This is a genomic window from Streptomyces graminofaciens (assembly GCF_030294945.1).
Classification (GTDB): Bacteria; Actinomycetota; Actinomycetes; order Streptomycetales; family Streptomycetaceae; genus Streptomyces; species Streptomyces graminofaciens.
The window spans coordinates 4,573,851-4,596,708 of sequence record NZ_AP018448.1; the positions used below are offsets into that span (position 1 = coordinate 4,573,851).

The 22,858-nt window shown below is 69.9% G+C and carries 23 protein-coding genes, 5 tRNA genes and 1 pseudogene; 10 read left to right on the forward strand and 19 right to left on the reverse strand.

Features of this window, described 5'->3' with window-relative positions; translation table 11 throughout:
- Nucleotides 1–63: 63 nt before the first annotated feature.
- Both thiD and SGFS_RS19320 read right to left on the reverse strand, forming a co-directional pair.
- A complete protein-coding gene (gene thiD / locus SGFS_RS19315; RefSeq protein ID WP_286251939.1) occupies nucleotides 64–855 on the reverse strand; it encodes a bifunctional hydroxymethylpyrimidine kinase/phosphomethylpyrimidine kinase in 792 nt (263 codons plus the stop codon).
- A complete protein-coding gene (locus SGFS_RS19320; RefSeq protein WP_286251941.1) occupies nucleotides 852–1,817 on the reverse strand; it encodes a thiamine-phosphate kinase in 966 nt (321 codons plus the stop codon). The genes thiD and SGFS_RS19320 overlap by 4 nt, the downstream gene beginning before the upstream one ends.
- A 218-nt stretch (nucleotides 1,818–2,035) precedes the next feature.
- Between SGFS_RS19320 and SGFS_RS19325 the strand changes: the two genes are divergently transcribed.
- Nucleotides 2,036–2,269, forward strand: a complete 234-nt coding sequence (locus SGFS_RS19325; RefSeq protein ID WP_286251942.1) for an Lrp/AsnC family transcriptional regulator — start codon at nucleotides 2,036–2,038, stop codon at nucleotides 2,267–2,269.
- Nucleotides 2,270–2,289: 20 nt separating this feature from the next.
- Nucleotides 2,290–2,799 (forward strand): DUF3515 domain-containing protein, encoded by a 510-nt coding sequence (locus tag SGFS_RS19330; protein ID WP_286251943.1) that lies wholly within the window; start codon nucleotides 2,290–2,292, stop codon nucleotides 2,797–2,799.
- 93 nt (nucleotides 2,800–2,892) lie between these two features.
- Here SGFS_RS19330 and SGFS_RS19335 read toward each other — a convergent pair whose 3' ends face one another.
- From SGFS_RS19335 to SGFS_RS19345, 3 genes are read right to left on the reverse strand one after another with little or no spacing between them, the layout of a single operon-like run.
- The gene (locus SGFS_RS19335) at nucleotides 2,893–4,050 is read right to left on the reverse strand and encodes a D-alanine--D-alanine ligase family protein (RefSeq protein ID WP_286251944.1); all 1,158 of its coding nucleotides are present in this window, start codon (nucleotides 4,048–4,050) and stop codon (nucleotides 2,893–2,895) included.
- A gap of 59 nt (nucleotides 4,051–4,109) precedes the next feature.
- The gene (locus SGFS_RS19340) at nucleotides 4,110–5,120 is read right to left on the reverse strand and encodes an NAD(P)H-dependent glycerol-3-phosphate dehydrogenase (protein ID WP_286251945.1); all 1,011 of its coding nucleotides are present in this window, start codon (nucleotides 5,118–5,120) and stop codon (nucleotides 4,110–4,112) included.
- On the reverse strand, nucleotides 5,117–5,929 hold the full coding sequence (locus SGFS_RS19345; RefSeq protein ID WP_286251946.1) for a lysophospholipid acyltransferase family protein: 813 nt from the start codon (nucleotides 5,927–5,929) through the stop codon (nucleotides 5,117–5,119). The genes SGFS_RS19340 and SGFS_RS19345 overlap by 4 nt, the downstream gene beginning before the upstream one ends.
- Before the next feature lie 159 nt (nucleotides 5,930–6,088).
- On the opposite strand from SGFS_RS19345, the gene cofC reads away from it, so the two are divergent.
- Nucleotides 6,089–6,739, forward strand: a complete 651-nt coding sequence (cofC, locus tag SGFS_RS19350) for a 2-phospho-L-lactate guanylyltransferase (RefSeq protein ID WP_286251947.1) — start codon at nucleotides 6,089–6,091, stop codon at nucleotides 6,737–6,739.
- 9 nt (nucleotides 6,740–6,748) lie between these two features.
- Nucleotides 6,749–6,952, forward strand: coding sequence for a hypothetical protein (locus SGFS_RS19355; RefSeq protein WP_286251948.1), 204 nt, complete (start codon nucleotides 6,749–6,751; stop codon nucleotides 6,950–6,952).
- A 168-nt stretch (nucleotides 6,953–7,120) separates the two neighbouring features.
- On the opposite strand, the gene SGFS_RS19360 is transcribed toward SGFS_RS19355, so the two are convergent.
- The 4 genes from SGFS_RS19360 to leuC form a co-directional block, all read right to left on the reverse strand.
- Nucleotides 7,121–7,780, reverse strand: coding sequence for an HU family DNA-binding protein (locus tag SGFS_RS19360; RefSeq protein ID WP_286251949.1), 660 nt, complete (start codon nucleotides 7,778–7,780; stop codon nucleotides 7,121–7,123).
- 138 nt (nucleotides 7,781–7,918) lie between these two features.
- Nucleotides 7,919–8,149: an SCO5555 family protein gene (locus SGFS_RS19365; protein WP_286251951.1), complete on the reverse strand. Its 231-nt coding sequence runs from the start codon at nucleotides 8,147–8,149 to the stop codon at nucleotides 7,919–7,921.
- Between the two features lie 287 nt (nucleotides 8,150–8,436).
- A complete protein-coding gene (gene leuD / locus SGFS_RS19370) occupies nucleotides 8,437–9,030 on the reverse strand; it encodes a 3-isopropylmalate dehydratase small subunit (protein ID WP_286251952.1) in 594 nt (197 codons plus the stop codon).
- 5 nt (nucleotides 9,031–9,035) lie between these two features.
- Entirely contained in the window at nucleotides 9,036–10,460 is a 1,425-nt protein-coding gene (gene leuC / locus SGFS_RS19375) for a 3-isopropylmalate dehydratase large subunit (RefSeq protein ID WP_286251953.1), read from the reverse strand.
- A 197-nt stretch (nucleotides 10,461–10,657) separates the two neighbouring features.
- On the opposite strand from leuC, the gene ndgR reads away from it, so the two are divergent.
- Nucleotides 10,658–11,374 carry an IclR family transcriptional regulator NdgR gene (gene ndgR / locus SGFS_RS19380; protein WP_089098541.1) on the forward strand — a complete coding sequence of 239 codons (717 nt, stop codon included), beginning with the start codon at nucleotides 10,658–10,660 and terminating at the stop codon, nucleotides 11,372–11,374.
- Nucleotides 11,375–11,550: 176 nt separating this feature from the next.
- Here ndgR and SGFS_RS19385 read toward each other — a convergent pair whose 3' ends face one another.
- A complete protein-coding gene (locus tag SGFS_RS19385; protein ID WP_286251955.1) occupies nucleotides 11,551–12,048 on the reverse strand; it encodes a DUF4188 domain-containing protein in 498 nt (165 codons plus the stop codon).
- 110 nt (nucleotides 12,049–12,158) lie between these two features.
- Here SGFS_RS19385 and SGFS_RS51835 point away from each other — a divergent pair.
- Nucleotides 12,159–12,238, forward strand: a pseudogene (locus SGFS_RS51835) (MerR family transcriptional regulator); the annotation flags it as partial.
- A gap of 137 nt (nucleotides 12,239–12,375) precedes the next feature.
- Here SGFS_RS51835 and SGFS_RS19395 read toward each other — a convergent pair.
- From SGFS_RS19395 to SGFS_RS19435, 9 genes are all read right to left on the reverse strand, one after another.
- A tRNA-Glu gene (locus SGFS_RS19395) sits at nucleotides 12,376–12,448 on the reverse strand.
- A gap of 27 nt (nucleotides 12,449–12,475) precedes the next feature.
- Nucleotides 12,476–12,547 (reverse strand) — tRNA-Gln (locus tag SGFS_RS19400).
- A gap of 20 nt (nucleotides 12,548–12,567) precedes the next feature.
- Nucleotides 12,568–12,640, reverse strand: a tRNA-Glu gene (locus SGFS_RS19405).
- Nucleotides 12,641–12,702: 62 nt separating this feature from the next.
- A tRNA-Glu gene (locus SGFS_RS19410) sits at nucleotides 12,703–12,775 on the reverse strand.
- Nucleotides 12,776–12,796: 21 nt separating this feature from the next.
- Nucleotides 12,797–12,868: transfer RNA gene (locus tag SGFS_RS19415), tRNA-Gln, on the reverse strand.
- 90 nt (nucleotides 12,869–12,958) lie between these two features.
- Nucleotides 12,959–13,690, reverse strand: a complete 732-nt coding sequence (locus SGFS_RS19420) for an HAD family hydrolase (protein WP_286251956.1) — start codon at nucleotides 13,688–13,690, stop codon at nucleotides 12,959–12,961.
- Between the two features lie 93 nt (nucleotides 13,691–13,783).
- On the reverse strand, nucleotides 13,784–15,268 hold the full coding sequence (gene gltX / locus SGFS_RS19425; RefSeq protein ID WP_286251957.1) for a glutamate--tRNA ligase: 1,485 nt from the start codon (nucleotides 15,266–15,268) through the stop codon (nucleotides 13,784–13,786).
- The gene (locus SGFS_RS19430) at nucleotides 15,261–16,037 is read right to left on the reverse strand and encodes a fumarylacetoacetate hydrolase family protein (RefSeq protein ID WP_286251958.1); all 777 of its coding nucleotides are present in this window, start codon (nucleotides 16,035–16,037) and stop codon (nucleotides 15,261–15,263) included. Before SGFS_RS19430 ends, gltX begins: the two co-directional genes overlap by 8 nt.
- Before the next feature lie 265 nt (nucleotides 16,038–16,302).
- Nucleotides 16,303–16,482 (reverse strand): hypothetical protein, encoded by a 180-nt coding sequence (locus SGFS_RS19435; protein WP_286251960.1) that lies wholly within the window; start codon nucleotides 16,480–16,482, stop codon nucleotides 16,303–16,305.
- Between the two features lie 610 nt (nucleotides 16,483–17,092).
- Between SGFS_RS19435 and SGFS_RS19440 the strand changes: the two genes are divergently transcribed.
- The 4 genes from SGFS_RS19440 (at nucleotide 17,093) to SGFS_RS19455 (ending at nucleotide 22,589) form a co-directional block, all read left to right on the forward strand.
- Nucleotides 17,093–21,100 carry a nitrate- and nitrite sensing domain-containing protein gene (locus SGFS_RS19440; RefSeq protein WP_286251962.1) on the forward strand — a complete coding sequence of 1,336 codons (4,008 nt, stop codon included), beginning with the start codon at nucleotides 17,093–17,095 and terminating at the stop codon, nucleotides 21,098–21,100.
- Between the two features lie 9 nt (nucleotides 21,101–21,109).
- On the forward strand, nucleotides 21,110–21,523 hold the full coding sequence (locus tag SGFS_RS19445; RefSeq protein ID WP_005479910.1) for a roadblock/LC7 domain-containing protein: 414 nt from the start codon (nucleotides 21,110–21,112) through the stop codon (nucleotides 21,521–21,523).
- 111 nt (nucleotides 21,524–21,634) lie between these two features.
- Nucleotides 21,635–22,033 (forward strand): DUF742 domain-containing protein, encoded by a 399-nt coding sequence (locus tag SGFS_RS19450; RefSeq protein WP_086754757.1) that lies wholly within the window; start codon nucleotides 21,635–21,637, stop codon nucleotides 22,031–22,033.
- On the forward strand, nucleotides 22,014–22,589 hold the full coding sequence (locus tag SGFS_RS19455; RefSeq protein WP_286251965.1) for a GTP-binding protein: 576 nt from the start codon (nucleotides 22,014–22,016) through the stop codon (nucleotides 22,587–22,589). The genes SGFS_RS19450 and SGFS_RS19455 overlap by 20 nt, the downstream gene beginning before the upstream one ends.
- Nucleotides 22,590–22,858: the final 269 nt, after the last annotated feature.

Below are 22,858 nucleotides of genomic sequence, written 5' to 3' on the forward strand. Positions count from 1 at the left end.
GCTGGTTCGCTGCACAGAGCCGGTCCACCGACAGGTGGGCCGGCTTTTTGCCGTACCCACGTGCTACCGGAACCGCCACCCGTGATCCACCGGCCCGATCCCCCCACCGAGCGCGAACCCGGCCGCTATCGCCCCGGTGACGTACTCCTTGGCCGCCGTCACGGCCTCCGGCACGCAGTCGCCGTGCGCCAGCCGTGAGGCGATCGCGGAGGCGAGGGTGCAGCCCGTGCCGTGCGTGTGCCGGTTGTCGTACCTGGGCGCCCGCAGCCAGTGCTCCTCGGAGCCGTCGGTCAGCAGGTCCACGGCGTCACCGGACAGATGCCCGCCCTTGATCAGCGCCCACCGGGGGCCGTACGCCAGCACGGCCCGGGCGGCCTCGCGCATCCCCGACTCGTTCTCGACCCGTACGCCCGTGAGTTGGGCCACCTCGTCGAGGTTCGGGGTCGCGACGGTCGCGACCGGCAGCAGCTTCGCGCGTACGGAGTCCAGGGCGGACGCGGCGAGCAGCGGGTCGCCGTGCTTGGAGACGCCGACCGGGTCGACGACGACCGGCGCGTCCGTGCCGTCGAGCAATGCGGCGACCGCCTCGACCAGTTCGGCCGAGGCCAGCATGCCGGTCTTGACCGCCTGGACGCCGATGTCGTCGACGACACTGCGGTACTGGGCCCGTACGGCCTCCACGGGCAGCTCCCAAGCGCCCTGCACCCCGAGGGAGTTCTGCGCGGTGACCGCCGTGATCACGCTCATGCCGTGCACGCCGAGCGCGAGCATCGTCTTCACATCGGCCTGGATGCCCGCGCCACCGCCGGAGTCGGAGCCGGCCACGGTGAGCACTCTCGGTGGCGCCGGGCTCATGACTCGATGTCCCCGAAGTGGTCCCAGCCGCCCTTGCTGGTCCAGGGCGCCCCGTCCACGGTCACCTGGGGCAGCGCCGACGGGTTCAGGACCTCGCCGATCACCTTCCACCTGGCGGGCAGCTTCACATCCGGCGGGAACGTCGCCACGATCGCGTGGTCCTCGCCGCCGGTGAGCACCCACTGGATGGGGTCGACCCCGACGGCCTGCCCGATGTCGTACATCTGGGACGGGACGTCGATCGCGCCCGAGCGGATGTCGATCCGGCACTTGCTCGCCTCCGCGATGTGCCCCAGATCCGCGATCAGCCCGTCACTCACGTCGCACATCGCGGTCGCGCCCAGCTCGGCGGCGGCCGGACCCGCGTGGTACGGCGGCTCGGGGCGCCGGTGGGCCTCCACGAAGGCGCGCGGCGAGCGGAAGCCCCGGGAGAGCACCGCGTGCCCGGCGGCGGACCAGCCGAGCCAGCCGGTGACGGCCACGACGTCGCCGGGCTGGGCTCCGCCCCTGGTCACGGGCTCGTGGTTGCGCAGATCACCGAGCGCGGTGATCGAGATCATGATCGTGTCGCCGCGTACGACGTCGCCGCCCACCACGGCCGCGCCCGCGACCTGGCACTCGTCGCGCAGGCCGTCCATCAGCTCGGTGGCCCACGTCACCGGGAGTTCGGCGGGGGCGACCAGGCCGAGGAGCAGCGCGGTCGGTACGGCACCCATGGCGGCGATGTCGGCGAGGTTCTGCGCCGCCGCCTTGCGCCCGACGTCGTACGCCGTGGACCAGTCGCGGCGGAAGTGCCGCCCCTCCAGGAGCAGGTCGGTGCTCGCCACGACCCTGCGGTCCGGGGCGGCCACCACGGCCGCGTCGTCGCCGGGGCCGATCCGGACCGCCGGGGTGGTGGTGAGCCGGGAGGTGAGCTCCCTGATGAGCCCGAACTCCCCCAGCTCTCCCACGGTGCCCTTCATCGTCGTATCGCCCCTTCTTGTGCCGCTTCCAGTGTCGCCCGCGCCCGGTCGCGAGGCGTCCTCGTGCTCGGTACGGTCGAGTCGACCGTCAACTTCCGTCGTCCGCGCACCCCGGTGTCGGCGGCTCGGCCCCCGCGGGTCTCCCCGTGGCGCGTGACGACGCGATACCGTGGCGTTCCTTTTCCCCACATGATCCTCGTGGCCGCCCTGGAGGTTCCGTGGTACAGGCGTACATCCTGATCCAGACGGAGGTCGGCAAGGCGTCGACCGTCGCCGAGCAGATCAGCAAGATCCCTGGGGTCCTCCAGGCAGAGGACGTGACAGGTCCGTACGACGTCATCGTGCGCGCGCAGGCCGACACCGTCGACGAGCTCGGTCGCATGGTGGTCGCGAAGGTCCAGCAAGTGGAAGGGATCACCCGAACTCTGACCTGCCCGGTCGTGCACCTGTAGCCCCCGTCTACCCTTGGCCGGTGAACTTCTCGCGTCACCGGCTTCTCGGTCTGCCCGCCCTCGTACTGTTGATCGCCTCCGCGGGCTGCTCCTCAGCAGACGACGGTGGTTCGGCGGCGGTTCCCAGCCCGGACGCGGAGGTCACGAAGCTGTGCCGGAACCTGGACGAGGCGCTGCCGCGCAAGGTGGACGGTCAGAGCCGCCGGGACCCTGAGCCGGCCTCCGCGCTGACGGCAGGCTGGGGCGACCCGGCGATCATACTGCGCTGCGGGGTGCCCCAGCCGCCCAAGATGATCGACCCTGATGTGCCGGTCGGGCGCGATCCGGACGCGGTGGCCGGCACGGTGGACGGCATCGACTGGCTGATGGAGAAGCGGGAGGACGGCTCCTACCGCTTCACCACCGCGAATCGCTCGGCGTACGTGGAGGTGACGGTTTCGAAGGAGCGGGCGGGCGAGGACACATCGCCGGTGCTCGTCGCTCTCACGCCGGCGATCAAGAAGGCGATCCCTGAGGGCGTGGCGAGCTGAGGCGCGCCCCTTGAGGGGCGCGGGGCTGTGGCATCGTGCGGCTCCGCCGCGTGGGCGCGAGCGACCACGACGGACCCGCAGCCGGCCAACGGCCTACCGCAGCCCCGTCGAACGCCGCAGAGCGGCCTGCACCAAGAGGTCCACCAACTCGGCGTACTCGATCCCGCTCGCCTTCCACATCGCCGGGTACATCGAGATCGGCGTGAACCCCGGCATCGTGTTGATCTCGTTGATGACGAAGTCGCCCCCCTCCGTGAGGAAGAAGTCCGCCCGCACCAGCCCCTCGCACGACGCCGCCTCGAACGCGTCCACCGCGAGCCGCTGGACCTCAGCGGTCTCCTCCGGCGTCAGCGGCGCGGGCACGATCCCCGGCGTCGAGTCGATGTACTTGGCCTCGAAGTCGTAGTACGCGTGAGCGCTCGGCGGCGGGATCTCGGCGGGGACGGACGCGCGCGGGCCGTCCTCGAACTCCAGGACGCCGCACTCGATCTCGCGGCCGCGCAGCGCCGCCTCGACGAGGATCTTCGGGTCGTGCCGCTGGGCCTCGGCGATCGCCTCGTCGAGGTCGGTGAGGTCCTCGACCTTGGTGATGCCGATCGACGACCCCGCGCGCGCGGGCTTCACGAACAGCGGCCAGCCGTGCTCACCGGCGAAGTCGATGATCTTCTTGCGGGCGGCCGACTCGTCCAGCTGCCACTCGCGCGGCCGGATCACCGCATACGGGCCGACCTTGAGCCCGAAGGAGGTGAACACCCGCTTCATGTACTCCTTGTCCTGGCCGACGGCCGAGGCGAGTACGCCGGAGCCCACGTAGGGGACGCCGGAGAGCTCCAGCATGCCCTGGAGGGTGCCGTCCTCGCCGTACGGGCCGTGCAGGACGGGGAAGACGACGTCGACCTCGCCGAGCGCCTTGGGTACCGAACCGGGCTCGCTGTAGACGACTTCGCGGTTGGCGGGGTCGACCGGGAGGACGACGCCGCCCTCCCGCGACTCGGCGAGTTCCTCGACCTCGGGCGTACGGCGCTCGGTGATCGCCATGCGTTCCGGTTCGTCGGCGGTGAGCGCCCAACGGCCGTCGCGCGTGATGCCGATCGGCAGGACGTCGTACTTCGTCCGGTCGATGGCGCGCAGTACGGCGCCGGCCGTGACCACGGAGATCCCGTGTTCCGAGCTGCGGCCGCCGAAGACGACGGCCACGCGCGGCTTGCGGGACGGCTGCTCAGGGCTCTGGGGGAGGTTCTCGCTGCTCATATCGCGTTGAGAGTACCCGTTGGTAGTGCGCCAGTCAGCGCCCATACGGTCGCTTTCGCTCAACGTCGCTCAGGCTTGGCACTGCGCGACATCAGCTCCTTGAGAGCGACGACGGTCGGCTTGCCCTCGTGGACGATACCGACGACCGTCTCGGTGATGGGCATGTCGACGCCGTGCCGACGGGCCAAGTCCAGTACGGATTCACAGGACTTGACACCCTCGGCGGTCTGCTTGGTGACCGCGATGGTCTCCTGCAGGGTCATGCCCCTGCCGAGGTTGGTGCCGAAGGTGTGGTTCCGGGAGAGCGGCGAGGAGCAGGTCGCCACCAGGTCGCCGAGGCCCGCGAGTCCGGAGAAGGTGAGCGGGTCGGCGCCCATCGCCAGGCCCAGCCGGGTCGTCTCGGCGAGACCGCGGGTGATGAGCGACCCCTTGGCGTTGTCCCCGAGACCCATGCCGTCCGCGATGCCGACGGCGAGACCGATGACGTTCTTCACCGCGCCGCCCAGCTCGCAGCCGACCACGTCGGTGTTCGTGTACGGCCGGAAGTACGGCGTGTGGCAGGCGGCCTGGAGCCGCTGGGCGACCGCCTCGTCGGTACACGCGACCACGGACGCGGCCGGCATCCGGGAGGCGATCTCGCGCGCCAGGTTGGGCCCGGTGACCACGGCGATACGGTCCTGGCCGACCTTCGCGACGTCCTCGACGACCTCGCTCATCCGCATGGCGGAACCGAGTTCGACGCCTTTCATGAGCGAGACGAGGACGGTGTCGGGCGCCAGCAGGGGCACCCATTCGGCGAGGTTGGCGCGCAGGGTCTGGGACGGGACGGCAAGAACCGTGAAGTCGGCCCCGGCAGCCGCCTCGGCGGGGTCCGAGGTGGCCCGCAGGTTCTCCGGGAGTTCCACACCCGGCAGGTAGTCCGGGTTGGTCCGGGTGGAGTTGACCGCGTCCGCGAGCTCCGGACGCCGCCCCCACAGCACGACATCACACCCCGCGTCGGCGAGCACCATGCCGAAGGCCGTGCCCCATGAACCGGTGCCGAAGACGGCCGCCTTGACCGGCTTGCTCACTTGCCCTGCCCCTCTTCCTGACGTTCTTGTTCCCGCAGGGCTCCATTGTGCTGCTCGGGCCGCCGGTGCTCGACCGCCGCGGAGGTCCGGCGCCGCTGCTCGATGCGCTCCCGCTTGGGGTCGTACGGCGTCTCGGGCGCCTTCTCGCCGCGGATCTCCTCCAGCTGGAGGGTGATGGCGGCCATGAGGACCTCGGTCGCCTCCTTCAGAAGCTCCGGGGTCATCTCCTCGTCGTAGAAGCGCGAGAGGTCCACGGGCGGGCCCGCGAGGACACGCGAGGTCTTGCGCGGCAGGACGTTGAGTTTCTTGGCGTACGGCGGCAGCAGTTCGTTGGCGCCCCACTGCGCGACCGGGATCACCGGGCACTTGGTCTGCAGGGCCACGCGCGCGGCGCCGGTCTTGCCGGTCATCGGCCACTGGTCGGGATCCCGGGTGATCGTGCCCTCGGGGTAGAACGCCACGCACTCGCCGCGCTCCACGGCCTCGATGGCGGCCCGGAAGGCGCTCAGCGCGTCCGTGGTCTCGCGGTAGACGGGGATTTGCCCGGTGCCTCGCATGAAGGCGCCGATGAATCCCTTCTTGAAAAGACCGCTCTTCGCGAGGAATCGCGGAACGCGGCCGGTGTTGTACTGAAAGTGCGCGTAGGCGAAGGGATCAACGTGCGAATTATGGTTCACCACGGTGATAAATCCGCCGTCGGCCGGAATGTTCTCCATTCCGTGCCAGTCCCGGTTGATCAGAACCACCAGCGGCGGTTTGGCGATCACCGCTGCGAAGCGGTACCAGAAGCCGATTCTGCGGCGGGGCACGCGGACACCTTCCTCCAGGAACCAAGGGGCTGCTCGCCGGGGAGCCGCACAAGTGTCGCCCCGGGCCGTCTGTCTGTCGAGAACACCGTACGCCCCGGTCTGCGCGTCGCCATTGCGGCCAGGTGACAATGACCGCGACGAGAGAGAAACGGAACGCCTGTGCAGTGGACCCTGGTCGTACCCCTGAAGCCTTTGGCGCGGGCCAAGAGCAGGCTCGCGGACACCGTCGGCGACGGGGTGCGCCCGGGGCTTGCCCTCGCGTTCGCGCAGGACACCGTGGCGGCGGCGCTGGCCTGCGGGGCGGTCCGCGGTGTGGTCGTCGTCACGGACGACCCGCTGGCCGGGCGCGAGCTGGCGGCGCTGGGCGCCCGGATCGCCCCGGACGACCCGCAGGCCGACCCCGCGGACGGCCTGAACGCGGCCCTGCGGCACGGGGCGGCGCTCGTTCGCGCCGCGCACCCGCAAAGCCCCATGGCGGCCCTGAACGCCGATCTGCCGGCATTGCGCCCCGAGGAATTGGCCCGCGTCCTGGACGCCGCCGCCGAATTCCCTCGCGCATTCCTTCCGGACGCCGCCGAAATCGGCACCACACTTCTCACCGCGGCCCCCGGCCGGGCCCTGCGCCCCGCCTTCGGCCCCGACTCCCGGCTGCGCCACCGCCGCTCGGGCGCGACGGAACTGACCCCGGACAAGGTGGACTCCGTACGCCAGGACGTGGACACCGGCGACGATCTGCGGGCGGCCCTGGCCCTGGGCGTCGGCCCTCGTACGGCCGCCGCGGCCGCGCGCCTGCTGACCCCGGGCCAGTAGGCTGCGCCCATGCAGGCGACCGCGTACACGTACGACCCCGAGACCCGCTCCGGCCAGGTACTCCTGGACGACGGCACCCCGGTCCCCTTCGACACCCCGGCCTTCGACGCGGGCGGCCTGCGCCTGCTGCGCCCGGGCCAGCGGGTCCGCATCGAGACGGAGGGTGAGGGCGAAGCCCTCCGAATCACCTTGATCACCCTGCAGACGCTCTGACGCACCCCTTCAGGGGCGCGGGGAACTGCGCGACCAGCCACGAAGCACCCGCAGTCGCACACGGCCAGTCCTCCGAGGCAAAGGCGATCAGGCGCTCAAGAACGCCGCGGGCCGGGCTCCAGAACAGGAGCCCGGCCCGACGCGTGAGTACCCGATACGCCCCACCGACTAGCGGGCGGCAGACTTCTTCGCGGTGGTCTTGCGAGCAGTCGACTTCTTGGCCGGCGCCTTCTTCGCCGTGGCCTTCTTGGCCGGCGCGCTCGTCGCGGTCGCCTTCTTCGCCGTGGCCGTCTTCTTCGCGGCCGCGGCCGTGGTCTTCTTCGCGGCGGCGGTCTTGCTCGTCGCCTTCTTCGCCGTGGTCTTCTTCGCGGTCGCGGTCGTCTTCTTCGCCGCGGCCGTAGTCCTCTTGGCCGGCGCCGCCTTGCGGGCGGTGGTCGCCTTCTTCGCCGTGGTCTTCTTCGCGGCGGCCTTCTTGACCGTGGCCGAGGCACCGCCGGTCAGGCTGCCCTTGGGCGCCTTCTTGACCGAGACCTCGCCACCACGCGGAAGCTTCTTCGAGCCGCTCACCAGGTCCTTGAAGCCCTGGCCCGCGCGGAAACGCGGCACGGAGGTCTTCTTGACCCGAACCCGCTCACCCGTCTGCGGGTTGCGGGCGTAGCGGGCCGGACGGTCGACCTTCTCGAACGAACCGAACCCCGTGACCGACACCCGGTCTCCGGCGACGACCGCGCGGACGATGGCGTCCAGAACGGCGTCGACAGCGTCGGCGGCCTGCTGACGCCCACCGACCTTGTCCGCAATCGCTTCTACGAGCTGCGCCTTGTTCACGTCTTCCCCTTCGGAGACCTCGCCAGAACGAAAGTGTTCAAGCTTTTTCGCACGTTAGGCAGATATATACCGCAAATCAAACACGAAACGGGCTTATCACCCTTGTGCCGCAACGAACTCGGCGGTCTCGGAGTTCCTTCAGCGTTCCTCTGCGGGGATTCGTCCCTCGTCGAGGTCCGTCGTGAAGCTCTCCAGACGCCTTGCCGCGTCGGCGAGATCGTGCTTGGCCACGGCCGTAATGACCAGCAGCTTCCGGGTCAGCGCCATGCGTACGCCCTCCGGGACTTGCAGTGCGCGCACTCTTGCGTGCGCTTCCTTGAGTTGGCCCGCGACCGCCGCATAGAGCTCGAGTTGGCCGTCGTGTTCCATGCACAGATTGTGCCATCTGGGGCGAGTTGTCGCCTGCGCAGGGGGCAACTGCGGCCTCCCGGGGGCCAGTCGGGCACCCCGCCCCAGGTCGGCACCATGGTGCGCGTACCCAGGCAATCGCCTTTGTAACTAGGGGAGTTGAAACCTTTCTGCACGCGACTTCGAAGGTGTCCGACCCCACACATGGCTGTACCCCCAACCGTGCACGATTGGGGGTACAGAGGGGTGTCGCGGTGGCTGGAATCAACCGCTGCCGGGTCCTGGGGCGGACCCGCGCGACGGCGGATTCAGACCTTCAGCGTCCGCGGCTTGTACGAGGGCCGCTTGGCCTCGTACGCGGAGATGTCGGCCTCGTTCTGGAGCGTGATGGAGATGTCGTCCAGCCCGTTCAGCAACCGCCAGCGGGAGTTCTCGTCCAGCTCGAAGGAGGCGGTGATGCCCTCGGCACGCACCTCGCGGGCCTCGAGGTCGACCGTCACCTCGGCCTCGGGGTCCTTCTCGGTGAGCTCCCACAGCGCGTCCACGATCTGCTGCTCCAGCACGACCGTGAGCAGGCCGTTCTTGAGCGAGTTACCGCGGAAGATGTCGGCGAAGCGGGAGGAGATGACCGCCTTGAAGCCGTAGTTCTGCAGCGCCCACACGGCGTGCTCACGGGAGGAGCCGGTGCCGAAGTCGGGGCCGGCGACCAGGACAGTGGCGCCCTTGCGCTCGGGCAGGTTGAGGACGAAGGTCTCGTCCTTGCGCCAGGCCTCGAACAGCCCGTCCTCGAAGCCGTCCCTGGTCACCTTCTTGAGCCAGTGGGCGGGGATGATCTGGTCGGTGTCGACGTTGCCGCGGCGCAGCGGAACGGCCCGGCCGGTGTGCGTGGTGAATGCTTCCATGACTCTCAGACTCCAGCGGACACAGGGGCGTCGGACAGGTCGGCGGGCGAGGCCAGGTGGCCCAGCACGGCGGTCGCGGCGGCGACCTGCGGCGAGACCAGGTGCGTACGACCGCCCTTGCCCTGCCGGCCCTCGAAGTTGCGGTTGGAGGTGGACGCGGAACGCTCACCCGGGGCCAGCTGGTCCGGGTTCATGCCCAGACACATCGAGCAGCCCGCGTGCCGCCACTCGGCGCCGGCCTCCTTGAAGACGACGTCCAGGCCCTCGGAGACGGCCTGCAGACCGACCCGCGCGGAGCCGGGGACGACCAGCATCCGTACGCCGTCGGCGACTTTGCGGCCCTTGATCAGCTCGGCGGCGGCGCGCAGGTCCTCGATGCGGCCGTTGGTGCACGAACCTACGAAGACGGTGTCCACGTTGATGGACTTCAGCGGCTGGCCGGCCTCCAACCCCATGTACTCCAGGGCCTTTTCGGCGGCGAGGCGCTCCGAAGCGTCCTCGTACGAAGCCGGGTCGGGGACCGACGCCGAAAGCGGCGCGCCCTGACCGGGGTTGGTGCCCCAGGTGACGAACGGCGACAGAGCGGCACCGTCGATGATCACCTCGGCGTCGAACTCGGCGTCCTCGTCGGTCTTCAGCGTCTTCCAGTACGCGACGGCCGCGTCCCAGTCCTCGCCCTCGGGGGCGTGCGGACGGCCCTTGAGGTACTCGAAGGTCGTCTCGTCGGGGGCGATCATGCCCGCGCGGGCGCCGGCCTCGATCGACATGTTGCAGATGGTCATCCGGGCCTCCATCGAGAGCTTCTCGATGGCGGAGCCGCGGTACTCCAGGACATAGCCCTGGCCGCCGCCCGTACCGATCTTGGCGATGATCGCCAGGATCAGGTCCTTGGCCGTGACGCCCTCGGGCAACTCGCCCTCGACCGTGATCGCCATGGTCTTGGGGCGGACCAGCGGCAGGGTCTGCGTGGCCAGCACATGCTCCACCTGGGAGGTGCCGATGCCGAACGCCAGACCGCCGAAGGCTCCGTGCGTGGAGGTGTGGGAGTCACCGCAGACGACCGTCATGCCGGGCTGGGTCAGACCCAACTGCGGGCCGACGACGTGCACGACACCCTGCTCGACGTCGCCCAGCGGATGCAGACGCACACCGAACTCGGCGGCGTTCGCGCGCAGTGTCTCCAGCTGAACACGGGAGACCGGGTCCGCGATGGGCTTGTCGATGTCGAGGGTGGGGGTGTTGTGGTCCTCGGTCGCGATGGTCAGGTCGAGCCGGCGAACCTTCCGCCCGCTCTTGCGGAGGCCGTCGAAGGCCTGGGGGCTGGTCACCTCGTGCAGCAGGTGCAGATCGATGAAGAGGAGGTCGGGCTCGCCCTCGGCGCGCCGGACGACGTGGTCGTCCCAGACCTTCTCCGCGAGTGTCCTACCCATCGCTTTCCCTCCGGCCGGCTTGTCCGAGCACCGGCCCAACTAGAGATATCGGAGGTGGCGAGCGCCCGTACCCCTCGTATCGCGCGCCGGCCGCCGGGCTCGTTGGTCCGCGAGCCGCTGTCGTTCTGCTTCCAGAGTGGCAAGGTCCACGCGAAATTGAACTTGCGTTTCACAGAGTGAGACGCGAGTATCGTTGCATGGACAACAGTAGCGGCGTCGGCGTTCTGGACAAGGCGGCCCTGGTCCTGAGCGCTCTGGAGTCCGGTCCGGCCACCCTCGCGGGTCTGGTCGGGGCCACCGGACTCGCACGACCCACGGCCCACCGCCTGGCCGTGGCATTGGAACACCACCGGATGGTGGCGCGCGACATGCAGGGCCGATTCATTCTCGGCCCCCGGCTGGCCGAGCTGGCCGCGGCCGCCGGCGAGGACCGCCTCCTCGCCACCGCCGGCCCGGTGCTCACGCACCTCCGCGACATCACGGGCGAGAGCGCTCAGCTCTATCGCCGCCAGGGCGACATGCGCATCTGCGTCGCCGCGGCCGAGCGTCTGTCCGGACTCCGGGACACGGTCCCGGTCGGCTCCACGCTCACGATGAAGGCCGGTTCGTCGGCCCAGATCCTGATGGCCTGGGAGGAGCCGGAGCGCCTGCACCGCGGCCTCCAGGGCGCCCGCTTCACAGCGACCGCGCTCTCGGGCGTACGCCGCCGGGGCTGGGCCCAGTCGATCGGCGAGCGCGAGCCGGGCGTCGCCTCGGTCTCCGCCCCCGTACGCGGCCCGTCCAACCGCGTGGTGGCGGCGGTCTCGGTGTCGGGCCCCATCGAGCGCCTGACCCGCCACCCCGGCCGTATGCACGCCCAGGCGGTCATCGACGCCGCAGCCCGCCTGTCGGAGGCCCTCCGCCGCACAGGCTGACCCGTCAAAGCCCCGTCCGACCACGAACAAGGCCTGCCTCAACGCCGCGGCAGGCCTTTCTTCACACCCTGAAGGGGCGCTGGGCTGTCTCGATATGCGGCTCCGCCTCGTGGGCGCGAGCAACCACAGCCAACCCGCGCCGCCCCACCCAACTCCCCGCCACGACGCCTGGGCGCTCACCCCCGGTGAGCGAACCGCTCCTTCGCGGTACGCCCCCGCCCCTCGATCGGCAGCACCCCGGTAGCCGCCGCGAGGCCGAACGCGGGCATATCGGCGTAGATCGACTCGTACGACCCCTCTGGCACCACGTACGTCTCATGCCAGAGCCCCACATGCTGCCGGGTCTTCCCCTTCCGCTCCTTGCGGTTGAGCGCCGCCCACGCCACCCGGTGGAACGCGTCGGGCGCGTGCGCGTACTCGTACAGCTTCTCCTTGGACTCCCAGTACTGGACCAGGTAGTACGTCCGCGGCGAGGCCGTGAGCAGCACGGCGTTCAGCAGCCCCCGGCTCCGGTCCTTGCGCAGCTCCCGCATCATCCGCGGCATCGCCGCGATGACCGGCCCCCAGTGGTGCACGGCCCAGAAGTGGTTGATGCGCATGCCGATGAGCAGGACCACCACATCACCTTCGGCGGCCGCAGTGGTGCGACCAGCGTTGACCGGCTTCCCGAACATGACTCCCCCTTGTTGGCGAGCGGCGCTATCGAAGACAACTATTGGAGAGTGGCACTACCCAGTAAAAGACGCAAGAGACGCGGCCGGCGGAGCCGAGCGAGCGCGGCGGGGTGCCCACGGCAACGATCAAGTACTGCCTGCGCGAAGGGCTGTTGGCGCCGGCCGCCGGATCAACGGGACGACGGCGGACTCGACTTCACCTGTGACGCCGAACTCATGGCTTCGTACGCCGAGTTGATACACCGGGTCGGCGCGGGGGTACGGCTTCGAGTGGGCCGGGAGCACGAAGAAGGCCCTCCACCGAAGTGGAGGGCCTTCTTCGTCACGTACCCCCGACCGGATTCGAACCGGCGCTACCGCCTTGAGAGGGCGGCGTGCTAGGCCGCTACACAACGGGGGCGTGAAACTGCGTTTCCGCAGTTCCGAGCTGGTCTACCTGGACTCGAACCAAGACTAACTGAACCAGAATCAGTCGTGCTGCCAATTACACCATAGACCAATGTGGTTTAGACCAGTCAGTACCCCCGACCGGATTCGAACCGGCGCTACCGCCTTGAGAGGGCGGCGTGCTAGGCCGCTACACAACGGGGGCCCTAGCGATCCTGCATCGAGGTCAGCGGGTGCGACCCGAACTGTCTTCGCGGGAAGGATCTGTACCCCCGACCGGATTCGAACCGGCGCTACTGCCTTGAGAGGGCAGCGTGCTAGGCCGCTACACAACGGGGGCTTTGCAGATGAGCTCTGCGAGCTGGCCTACCTGGACTCGAACCAAGACTAACTGAACCAGAATCAGTCGTGCTGCCAATTACACCATAGGCCACTGGAACGCAAGCCCTTGAGGGGATCTTGTTCTAGTTTGCTCCGTCGGTTCCGGCCTTTCGGCCCGCTCCCCGGCGGCGCAGAAAGAACATTACCCGAAGGTGGACGGCGCTCCAAAACGGGTATCCGAGCCGAGGATCGCGGGGAGTTCGGCGAGGGTCGCGATCCGGTGCGGACCGACGGGCGGCTCGACCGTCGCGTGCAGGCCGTCGCGGTCGATCCAGACCGACAGCAGACCGGCGTCCGCGGCCCCACGCCCGTCGATCTCCGGGTGGTCGCCCACGTACGCGACCTCGTGCGGAGGCAGGGCGAGGGCCTCGCAGGCCGCGTGGAAGGCCTCGGCGGCCGGCTTGTGGACGCCCAGTTGCTCGGCGCACAGCACCGTCTCGAAGCGGTCCCACACGCCGAGGGTGCGCAGCTTGCGTTCCTGGACGGGGAGGCTGGAGTTGGACAGCACCGCGTGCCGGTGGGTGGCGGCGAGCACGTCCAGGACGGGCAGGACGTCGGGGAAGAGCGCCCAGGCCCGTTCGTAGTGGGCGACGTAGCGCTGGAACCAGGCGTCGGCCTCCGCGTCGCTCAGGGGCCGCCCGTGGAAGTCCCGAACCCGGTCGCGGCGTGTGGACTCCCAGTCGCCCTCGCCCGCCGCGTACCGCCGCCAGTGCAGGCTCGTGAGTTCGCGCCAGCGCGAGAGGGCCTCCTCGACGGACCCGTGTCCGAGCAGCAGGCCCTCGGCGGCGAGATGATCACGCATTCCGGTCCGGTCGGCCGCGGTGTAGTCGAAAAGAGTGTCGTCGACGTCCCAGAGCACGGCCTTGATGTCCATGATCCGACGGTAGCCCGAGGCAGGCCGTCCTGTCCGGAGGATGGCGAAGGGGCGGCACCCGGACCATCGGGTGCCGCCCCTCACGTACGGGCCTTACGCGGCCAGCTTGGCCAGGGCCGCGTCGATCCTCGCCAGCGTCTTCTCCTTGCCCAGGATCTCCAGGGACTCGAAGAGGGGCAGGCCGACCGTACGGCCGGTGACGGCGACGCGTACGGGGGCCTGGGCCTTGCCGAGCTTGAGTCCGTGGGCCTCGCCGGCGGCCAGGACGGCCTCCTTCAGGGACTCGGCGGAGGTCCAGTCGGCGGACTCCAGCTTCTCCTTCGCCGTGCGCAGGAGCGCGTCGGAGCCCTCCTTCATGGCCTTCGTCCAGCTCGCCTCGTCCTCCGCCGGCTCCGGCAGGAACAGGAAGTCGACGTTCTCCGTGATCTCGGAGAGGACCTTGAGGCGGGTCTGCGCGTGCGGGGCGATGGCCTCCCACTTCGCCTGGTCGAAGTCCTCCGGCGCCCAAGGGGCGAAGGGGGCCTTCAGCCACGGGGCGCAGCGCTCGGTGAACTCCTTCACATCCAGCAGACGGATGTGGTCGGCGTTGATCGCCTCGGCCTTCTTCAGGTCGAAGCGGGCCGGGTTGGGGTTCACGTCGGCGACGTCGAAGGCGGCGACCATCTCCTCGATCGTGAAGATGTCCTGGTCCGCCGAGAGCGACCAGCCGAGGAGGGAGAGGTAGTTGAGCAGGCCCTCCGGGAGGAAGCCGCGCTCGCGGTAGAGGTTGAGGGACGACTCGGGGTCGCGCTTCGAGAGCTTCTTGTTGCCCTCGCCCATGACGTACGGCAGGTGGCCGAACTGGGGGGTCTGCTTGGCGACGCCCAGCTCGGTCAGCGCCTTGTACAGGGCGATCTGGCGCGGGGTGGAGGAGAGCAGGTCCTCGCCGCGCAGGACGTGGGTGATCTCCATCAGGGCGTCGTCGACGGGGTTGACGAGTGTGTACAGCGGGGCGCCGTTGGCGCGGACGATGCCGTAGTCCGGGACGTTCTCCGGGGTGAAGGTCAGCTCGCCGCGGACCAGGTCCGTGAAGGTGATCGTCTCGTCGGGCATCCGGAAGCGGACGATGGGCGTGCGGCCCTCGGCCTCGTACGCGGCCTTCTGCTCGGCGGTCAGGTCGCGGCAGTGGCCGTCGTAGCCGGAGGGCCGGCCGGCGGCGCGGGCGGCGTCGCGGCGGGTGTCCAGCTCCTCCGTCGAGCAGTAGCAGTGGTACGCGTGGCCGGCGTCCAGGAGCTTCCGGGCGATCTCCTTGTACGTGTCCATCCGCTGCGACTGGCGGTACGGCGCGTGCGGGCCGCCGATCTCGGGGCCCTCGTCCCAGGTGAAGCCGAGCCAGCGCAGGGAGTCCAGGAGCTGCTCGTAGGACTCCTCGGAGTCGCGGGCCGCGTCGGTGTCCTCGATGCGGAAGACGAAGGTGCCGCCGGTGTGGCGGGCGTACGCCCAGTTGAACAGTGCCGTGCGGACCAGGCCCACATGGGGGTTGCCGGTCGGGGACGGACAGAAACGGACGCGTACGGGGGAGCCGGGTGCGCTAGCCACGCTTGACAACCTTGTTGTTGAGAGTGCCGATGCCTTCGATGGTGACGGCGACCTCGTCGCCGACAGCCAGGGGGCCGACCCCTGCCGGGGTGCCCGTGAGGATCACGTCGCCGGGGAGCAGCGTCATGGCCTCGGTGATGTTGACGATCAGGTCCTCGATGGAGTGGATCATCTCGCTCGTCCGGCCGAGCTGGCGCTGCCCGCCGTTGACCGTGAGCTGGATGGTGAGGTCCGAGGGGTCGAGTTCCGTCTCCACCCAGGGGCCCAGCGGGCAGGACGTGTCGAAGCCCTTGGCGCGGGCCCACTGCTTCTCGCGCTTCTGGACGTCCCGCGCGGTGACGTCGTTGGCGCAGGTGTAGCCGAAGATCACGTCCTTGACGCGTTCACGCGGGACCTCGCGGCACATCCGGCCGATGACCACGGCCAGCTCGGCCTCGTGGTGCAGCTCCTGCGAGAAGGTCGGGTACTGGATCTCGTCACCGGGGCCGATCACCGACGTGGCGGGCTTGAAGAAGGCGAAGGGGCTGTCGGGGACCTCGTTGCCCAGCTCCCGCGCGTGCTCGGCGTAGTTGCGGCCGAAGGCCACGACCTTGTTGGGGAGCACCGGCGGCAGCAGCCTGACCTTGCTGAGCGGGACCTTCGTGCCGGAGAGCTCGAAGTCCGTGAACGGGATGCCCTTGATGATGTCGAGGACGAGCTCGTCCGGCTTGTCGCCCTCGACCGCGCCGAAGGCTACGTTCCCGTCGATGGAGAACCTGGCGATGCGCACGGGATCCTTGCGCCCCTTAACTGAGTGAAATGAGTGAGTGACCGGGCTGGCTGGAGTCTGACGCTCCAGGCTAGCGCGGGGAGGGGGGCGCGCCTCGCGCATCGACCCGGGTGCGGCTCGCCGGATGCCGCTCGTGCCCCGGCCATGACGTGGCGAAGGGCGCCTCGGCGGTGCCGGGCGCCCTTCTTTCCCGTATCTCCACAGGAACTCGCGGAAACCGCCTTGAGCAGTCGGCGATTCTGGCGCGTATTGGGGGGTGCTGTGACTACTCGCCGGCCTGGACCGGGACCGTCATCAGGACGGTCCGACGGGGGTTGGCGGTCTGGGAGGGGAGGTCGACCGAGTGCTCCAGCTCCGGCGTGCGCAGGTCCTCGGCGTCGCTGAGGTGGGCCAGCGTCGTGCGCCGCGGGTTGGCTATCGGGCGGAACATCGTCGTCGTCTTCACTGTTGTCGTCGACCTCGCGGGTGAGGGCGCCCCGGGCAGGCCTCAAGCGGCTGCCCCACTGGCGCGGGTTGTCGGATTCGCCATCCCTGTAAAGCGTCAGGCTAAACATCCGATTCCCGGGCCGAGGCGCGAAGAAGGCATGATCGCTGTGTGAGTTTGCTCACTCACTTACTGGCATAACGGGCAATTCGGACCCTCAGCCCAGCCCGGCATACCGGACATTCAGCCACTGAAGCGCTCATTCCGCTCCTGATCATGGCGACTAGGACACCTTCTTCGCGCCAGAAATTGGCGACTTTGCGCCCGTTTTGCGGAAGAATGCCTTCCACACCTCGTATTCCGGCCCTCACTCGGCGTCACGGTAAACAGACCGTTACCCATTGGCCTTGTTGCAGATCCGGCACTGTGCTGGAATTCCACGGACCGCCGCCGGAATCGTGCCGGCGCGCAGGGGCGCACAGCAGCGCCGGGCGGCGGTGGAGGGGGAGTCAGCGCCGGTCACTCACCGACCACCACTCAAGTGGGGACGTATTCAGGGCGCCCCCGAAGACGCCGACACCGTCCCGTCCGTTCACGCGGAGGGGCGCCTGGTCCAGAGGTTGCGACGCTAGTGCAGGGACGTTTCAAGAGGGATGGCAGCGCTTCGGCGGAGCCGGAGCCACAAAGCGGAGCCGGTAACGGTTCCTCCCCCCAGCACGCCCAGAACCCGGGCCAGCCGGAGCTCGGCGACGGCGGTGAGCGCTCCGGGCGCCCCGGCGCGGCCGGTCCTCCCCCGCAGTCCGGGAAGGCGAAGGCCGGGCCCAGCGGCCCCGGCACCCGAATAGCCCTGCGCAACTGGCGCATCTCGACCCGTCTGGTCTCGCTGCTCGCGCTGCCCGTGGTCGCCGCCACCTCGCTCGGCGCGCTGCGCATCAGCGACAACGTGGACGACATCCAGCAGCTCGACAACATGCGCCTGCTGACGGACATGACCAAGCAGGCGACCGAGCTCGCCACCGCGCTCCAGCAGGAGCGCGACCTGTCCGCCGGTCCGCTCGCGCACAACCGGGACGCCGAGGACTACACGGTCACGGGCCAGCGCGAGAAGACGGACACGGAGAAGAAGCAGTTCTCCGAGGCCACCCAGGAAATCGACGACGCGAGTGCCGCGGGTCGGCTGCCCGGCGTCCGCGACAGCCTCGTCCGCGTGACGCAGGAGCTGATGAAGCTCAACGGCATCCGCAAGAGCGCCTACGAGGACCCCAAGAACTCCACGCAGACCGTCGAGGCGTACCACCGCCTCATCCAGCAGCTGCTCGATCTCTCCACGGACATGGCCGAGGCCACCAGCAACCCGGAGATGATCAGCAAGACCCGTTCGCTGGCGGCCTTCTCCTCCGCCAAGGAGTACGCCTCCGTGCAGCGCGCGATCATCGCGGCGGCCCTGCCGGAGACCAAGAACAAGGCCGGTTCCCTCTCGGAGAACGACCGGCTGTACGGCAGCTCCGCGCTGGACAACGAGGAGTCCGACCGCACCACGTTCGGCAAGATCTACGGCGATGGCGCCGCCGTGGTCACCAAGCCCATCGACGACGCGAGCCCCACCATCGAGGCCGCCGACCTGTACGCGAACCGAGTGCTCAAGAGCCCCAACGGCCTGCGCTCGCAGGACGATCGGTCGTACAAGGACTGGCTGGACGACTCCACGTCCAAGATGGAGCAGATGAAGAAGATCGAGGGCTCGCTGCTGGAGGAGATGGAGCAGACCGCTCGATCGCTGCGCAGCGATGCCGAGCAGGAAGCGATCATCTCCGGTGCGCTGATCCTCCTCGTCCTCGGTGTCTCCCTCGTCGGCGCCTTCGTCGTGGCCCGGTCGATGATCCGCTCGCTGCGGCGCCTTCAGGACACCGCGACCAAGGTCGCCCAGGACCGGCTGCCCGAGCTGGTCAAGCAGCTGTCGGAGTCGGACCCCCAGGACGTCGACACCTCCGTCGAGTCGGTCGGTGTGCACTCCCGGGACGAGATCGGCCAGGTGGCCGCGGCCTTCGACGACGTGCACCGCGAGGCGGTCCGCCTCGCCGCCGAGCAGGCCCTGCTGCGGGGCAACGTCAACGCGATGTTCACCAACCTCTCGCGCCGCTCGCAGGGTCTCATCCAACGCCAGCTGTCGCTGATCTCCGAGCTGGAGTCCCGCGAGGCCGACCCCGACCAGCTGTCGTCGCTGTTCAAGCTCGACCACCTCGCCACCCGTATGCGCCGTAACGGTGAGAACCTCCTCGTTCTCGCAGGTGAAGAGCCCGGCCGCCGCTGGACCCGTCCGGTCCCGCTGGTCGACGTGCTCCGCGCCGCCGCCTCCGAGGTGGAGCAGTACGAGCGCATCGAGCTGGCCTCCGTGCCGACCACCGAAGTGGCCGGCCGGGTCGTCAACGACCTCGTGCACCTGCTCGCCGAGCTGCTGGAGAACGCCACCTCGTTCTCCTCGCCGCAGACCAAGGTCAAGGTCACCGGTCACGCGCTGCCCGACGGCCGGGTGCTGATCGAGATCCACGACACCGGTATCGGCCTCTCCCCCGAGGACCTCGCCGCGATCAACGAGCGGCTCGCCTCGCCGCCCACCGTGGACGTCTCGGTCTCCCGCCGCATGGGTCTGTTCGTGGTCGGTCGGCTGTCGCAGCGTCACGGCATCCGTATCCAGCTGCGTCCGTCCGACTCGGGTGGCACGACCGCGCTGGTCATGCTCCCCGTCGACGTGGCGCAGGGCAACAAGAAGCCGACCCCGGGCAAGCCCGGCCAGGGTGCCCCCTCCACCGGTGGTCCGGCCGCCGCGCAGGCCGCGGCCGGTGTCGCCGCCGCGCGTCGCCAGACCGGCGGTCAGTCGGGTCCCCCGCTCGGCGGCGGTCCCGCCCCCGCGGGTCTGCTCGGCGGCGCTCCCCAGCGCGGGCAGGTCGGCGCCGGCCAGGGTCCGCGGGCCGCGCTGCCCGGCAACCCCAGCGGTCCGGGCAACCCCGGTGGTCCCCGTGGCCCGCAGGGCGGTCCGCCTCCGCAGGGCGGCCGTCCGGCTCCCGCCGGTACCGGCGCCAACCTGTTCGGCGGCCCCGACGCCTTCGGTGGCGGCAACGCCTACGGCGGCGGTCAGAACCCCGGCGGACAGCAGGGCCAGCGGCCCCCCGGCCCGGGTACGGGCGAGAACTTCGACGACTCCGGCCGTCAGGGCGGCTTCGCCGGCGGCGGCTCGGGTCTGCGCCCGCCGGGCGGCAACCTCGGTGACGTCGGCGGCGCGCCGTCGGGCGGCCCGGGTGCCGTACCGCCCAAGCAGGGCAAGGAACGTTCCGGCAGGCGCCGGCCGCAGCTGCCCGGGCGCGGTGGCGCGCGGGCCGAGCTGCCCGGTGGCAACGCCCCGCAGCGCACGCCGAGCTGGAGCGACGAGAACGCGCTGCCGCCGGTGCCGCGTGCCTCGCTGGACGCCCCGCGCGGCCACGACGAGCAGCCGGACGTCACCGCGCCCATGCCGCGCGTCGACCCGAGCCAGGCCCCGGCCTCGGACTTCCCGCGTTCCGACTTCGACGCCCAGCGCCCCGGCGCGGGTGCGCCGCAGAACGGCAACGGGTCGTACGTCCGCTCCGATGTCTTCGGCACCTCAGGTCCGGCCGCGCCCGCGGGTCCGCCCCGCGGCGCCGGGCAGGACCCGTCGTCCACCGGGCAGTTCCCGTCGGCTCCGAGCTTCGACGGTTCCGGCACGGGCCAGTTCGCGGCCCCGGGCCGGCCGAACGGGCAGGCAGGCGGCCAGGACGGCGCCCGGTTCAACCCGCCCGCGCGGCAGAACCCGCAGGACACCGGGCAGTTCCCGATCCCGGGTCGGCAGAGCGGTCCGGAGGGCACGGGGCAGTTCCCGGTCCCCGGTCGGCCGGGCGGCCCGGAGAGCACGGGGCAGTTCCCGATCCCGGGCCGGCAGAACGGCCAGGCCACCGGCCAGTTCGGTGTGCCGGGCCAGAACCCGCAGGACACCGGGCAGTTCGAGCGTCCGCAGGTGAACGGCGAGAGCTTCGGTTCCTCCCGTCCGCAGGCGCCGCAGCGTCCGCCGGTGCCGCCGCAGCGCCCCATGGCTCCGCAGCAGCCGGAGGCCCTGCCGCCGGCGTCGGGTCCGGGCGACGGCCGTACGCCGCTGTACGACACGCTGGAGACCAACTGGTTCCACGGCGGTCCCCAGGACGGCAACGGCGCGGGCGGCCACGCGAACGGCAACGGCAGTGCGCCGCAGCCGCCGCTGCCCGATCGTGCCCCGCCGGTCCCCCAGCGGCCCGCCGCCCCCGTGGCGCCCGCCGCCGCTCCCGCCGCCAACTGGCGGAGCACCCCCAATGACGACCTGGTCCGCCAGGCCGAACGCGCCCGTCAGCCCTCGGCGGGCGGCGTCACCACCTCCGGCCTGCCGCGTCGGGTCCCGCGTGCGAATCTCGTACCGGGCACGGCTCAGCAGCAACAGCACCAAACCGGTCCGCAGATCTCGCGTGCGCCCGATGACGTACGCGGCCGGCTGACCAATCTCCGTCGGGGCATCGCACAGGGCCGTCAGGCCGGGACTGGTCCCGGTACCGGTCAGACCGGCAGCTTCCCGAGCCCCACTCACCAGCAGGAGCGTTAGTTGAGCCAGATGAGCCAAGCGGCACAGAACCTCAACTGGTTGATCACCAACTTCGTGGACAACACCCCAGGGGTGTCCCACACCGTCGTCGTGTCCGCCGACGGTCTCCTTCTGGCGATGTCGGAAGGGTTCCCGCGCGACCGTGCCGACCAGCTCGCCGCCGTCGCCTCCGGGCTCACGTCACTCACGGCCGGGGCGTCCCGGATCTTCGAGGGTGGCGATGTGGCTCAGACGGTGGTCGAGATGGAGCGCGGCTTCCTCTTCCTGATGTCGGTCTCGGACGGCTCGTCCCTGGCCGTACTGGCCCACCCCGAGTGCGATATCGGCCTCGTCGGTTACGAGATGGCCCTGCTGGTCGACCGTGCGGGAGCAGTGCTCACGCCCGACCTGCGCGCCGAACTCCAAGGCAGTCTGCTCCACTGACGCCTGCGGATCCACAGAACTCACCAAATCACCGTCCGGCCGCCACAGTCCCCCCACCGGCCCCCGTCAGACGGCACGACTGACCGACTTGCTGTCCCGCCCGGAGGATCCATGACCCCGCCCACCGCCCCTCACGATCCGTACGCAGAGCCGTACGGAGACGAGGGCGACCAGCCGCTGGTTCGGCCCTACGCGATGACCGGCGGCCGGACGCGGCCGCGCTATCAGCTCGCGCTAGAGGCACTGATCAGCACGACGGCAGACCCCGCCCACCTGATGGGGCTGCTTCCCGAGCACCAGCGGATCTGCCATCTGTGCCGCGAGGTCAAGTCGGTGGCCGAGGTGTCGGCCCTGCTGTCCATGCCGCTCGGCGTGGCTCGGATCCTTGTCGCGGACCTCGCCGAGGCCGGACTCGTCGCGATCCACCAGCCCGGTGGCGACGAGAACGCCGGTGGCGCTCCGGACGTGACTCTGCTGGAAAGGGTGCTCAGTGGACTTCGCAAGCTCTGAACCGGGGCGGGCCACCACCTCGGCCAAGATCGTGGTGGCGGGTGGCTTCGGCGTGGGCAAGACCACGTTCGTCGGGGCCGTCTCGGAGATCAACCCGCTGCGCACCGAGGCCGTGATGACCTCCGCCTCGGCGGGCATCGACGACCTGACGCACACCGGGGACAAGACGACCACGACGGTCGCCATGGACTTCGGCCGTATCACCCTGGACCAGGACCTGATCCTGTACCTGTTCGGCACCCCCGGGCAGGACCGTTTCTGGTTCATGTGGGACGACCTGGTGCGCGGCGCCATCGGTGCCGTCGTGCTGGTGGACACGCGTCGGCTCGCCGACTGTTTTCCCGCGGTCGACTATTTCGAGAACAGCGGGCTCCCCTTCGTCATCGCGCTCAACGGCTTCGACGGGCATCAGCCGTACTCGCCCGAGGAAGTACGCGAGGCCTTGCAGATCGGGCCGGACGCGCCGATCATCACGACGGACGCCCGCCACCGCGCGGACGCCAAATCGGCCCTGATCACGCTCGTCGAGCACGCTCTGATGGCCCGCCTGCGTTAGGGGACGTAGCCACCAGGGCGTACATTCAGGACCCAAGTCCACAGTTGAATACGCAAGTTGTCGTAGATACACCAACGCCGGCTGTGTCCTTTGACACGGTCGGCGCAGGTGTTCATAACGTTTCGACAGAGAAATAGGGTGGTACGGCCACGCCTCGCGGTCGCCCGATGTCGCTGCGTTCACAAAAGCCCCGCTTTTTGCCGGGGCTCGCTCTTTTTGACCGTTTTATCTGGGACTTACATCACGCGGAATCGTTGCCTCCCAGTGTT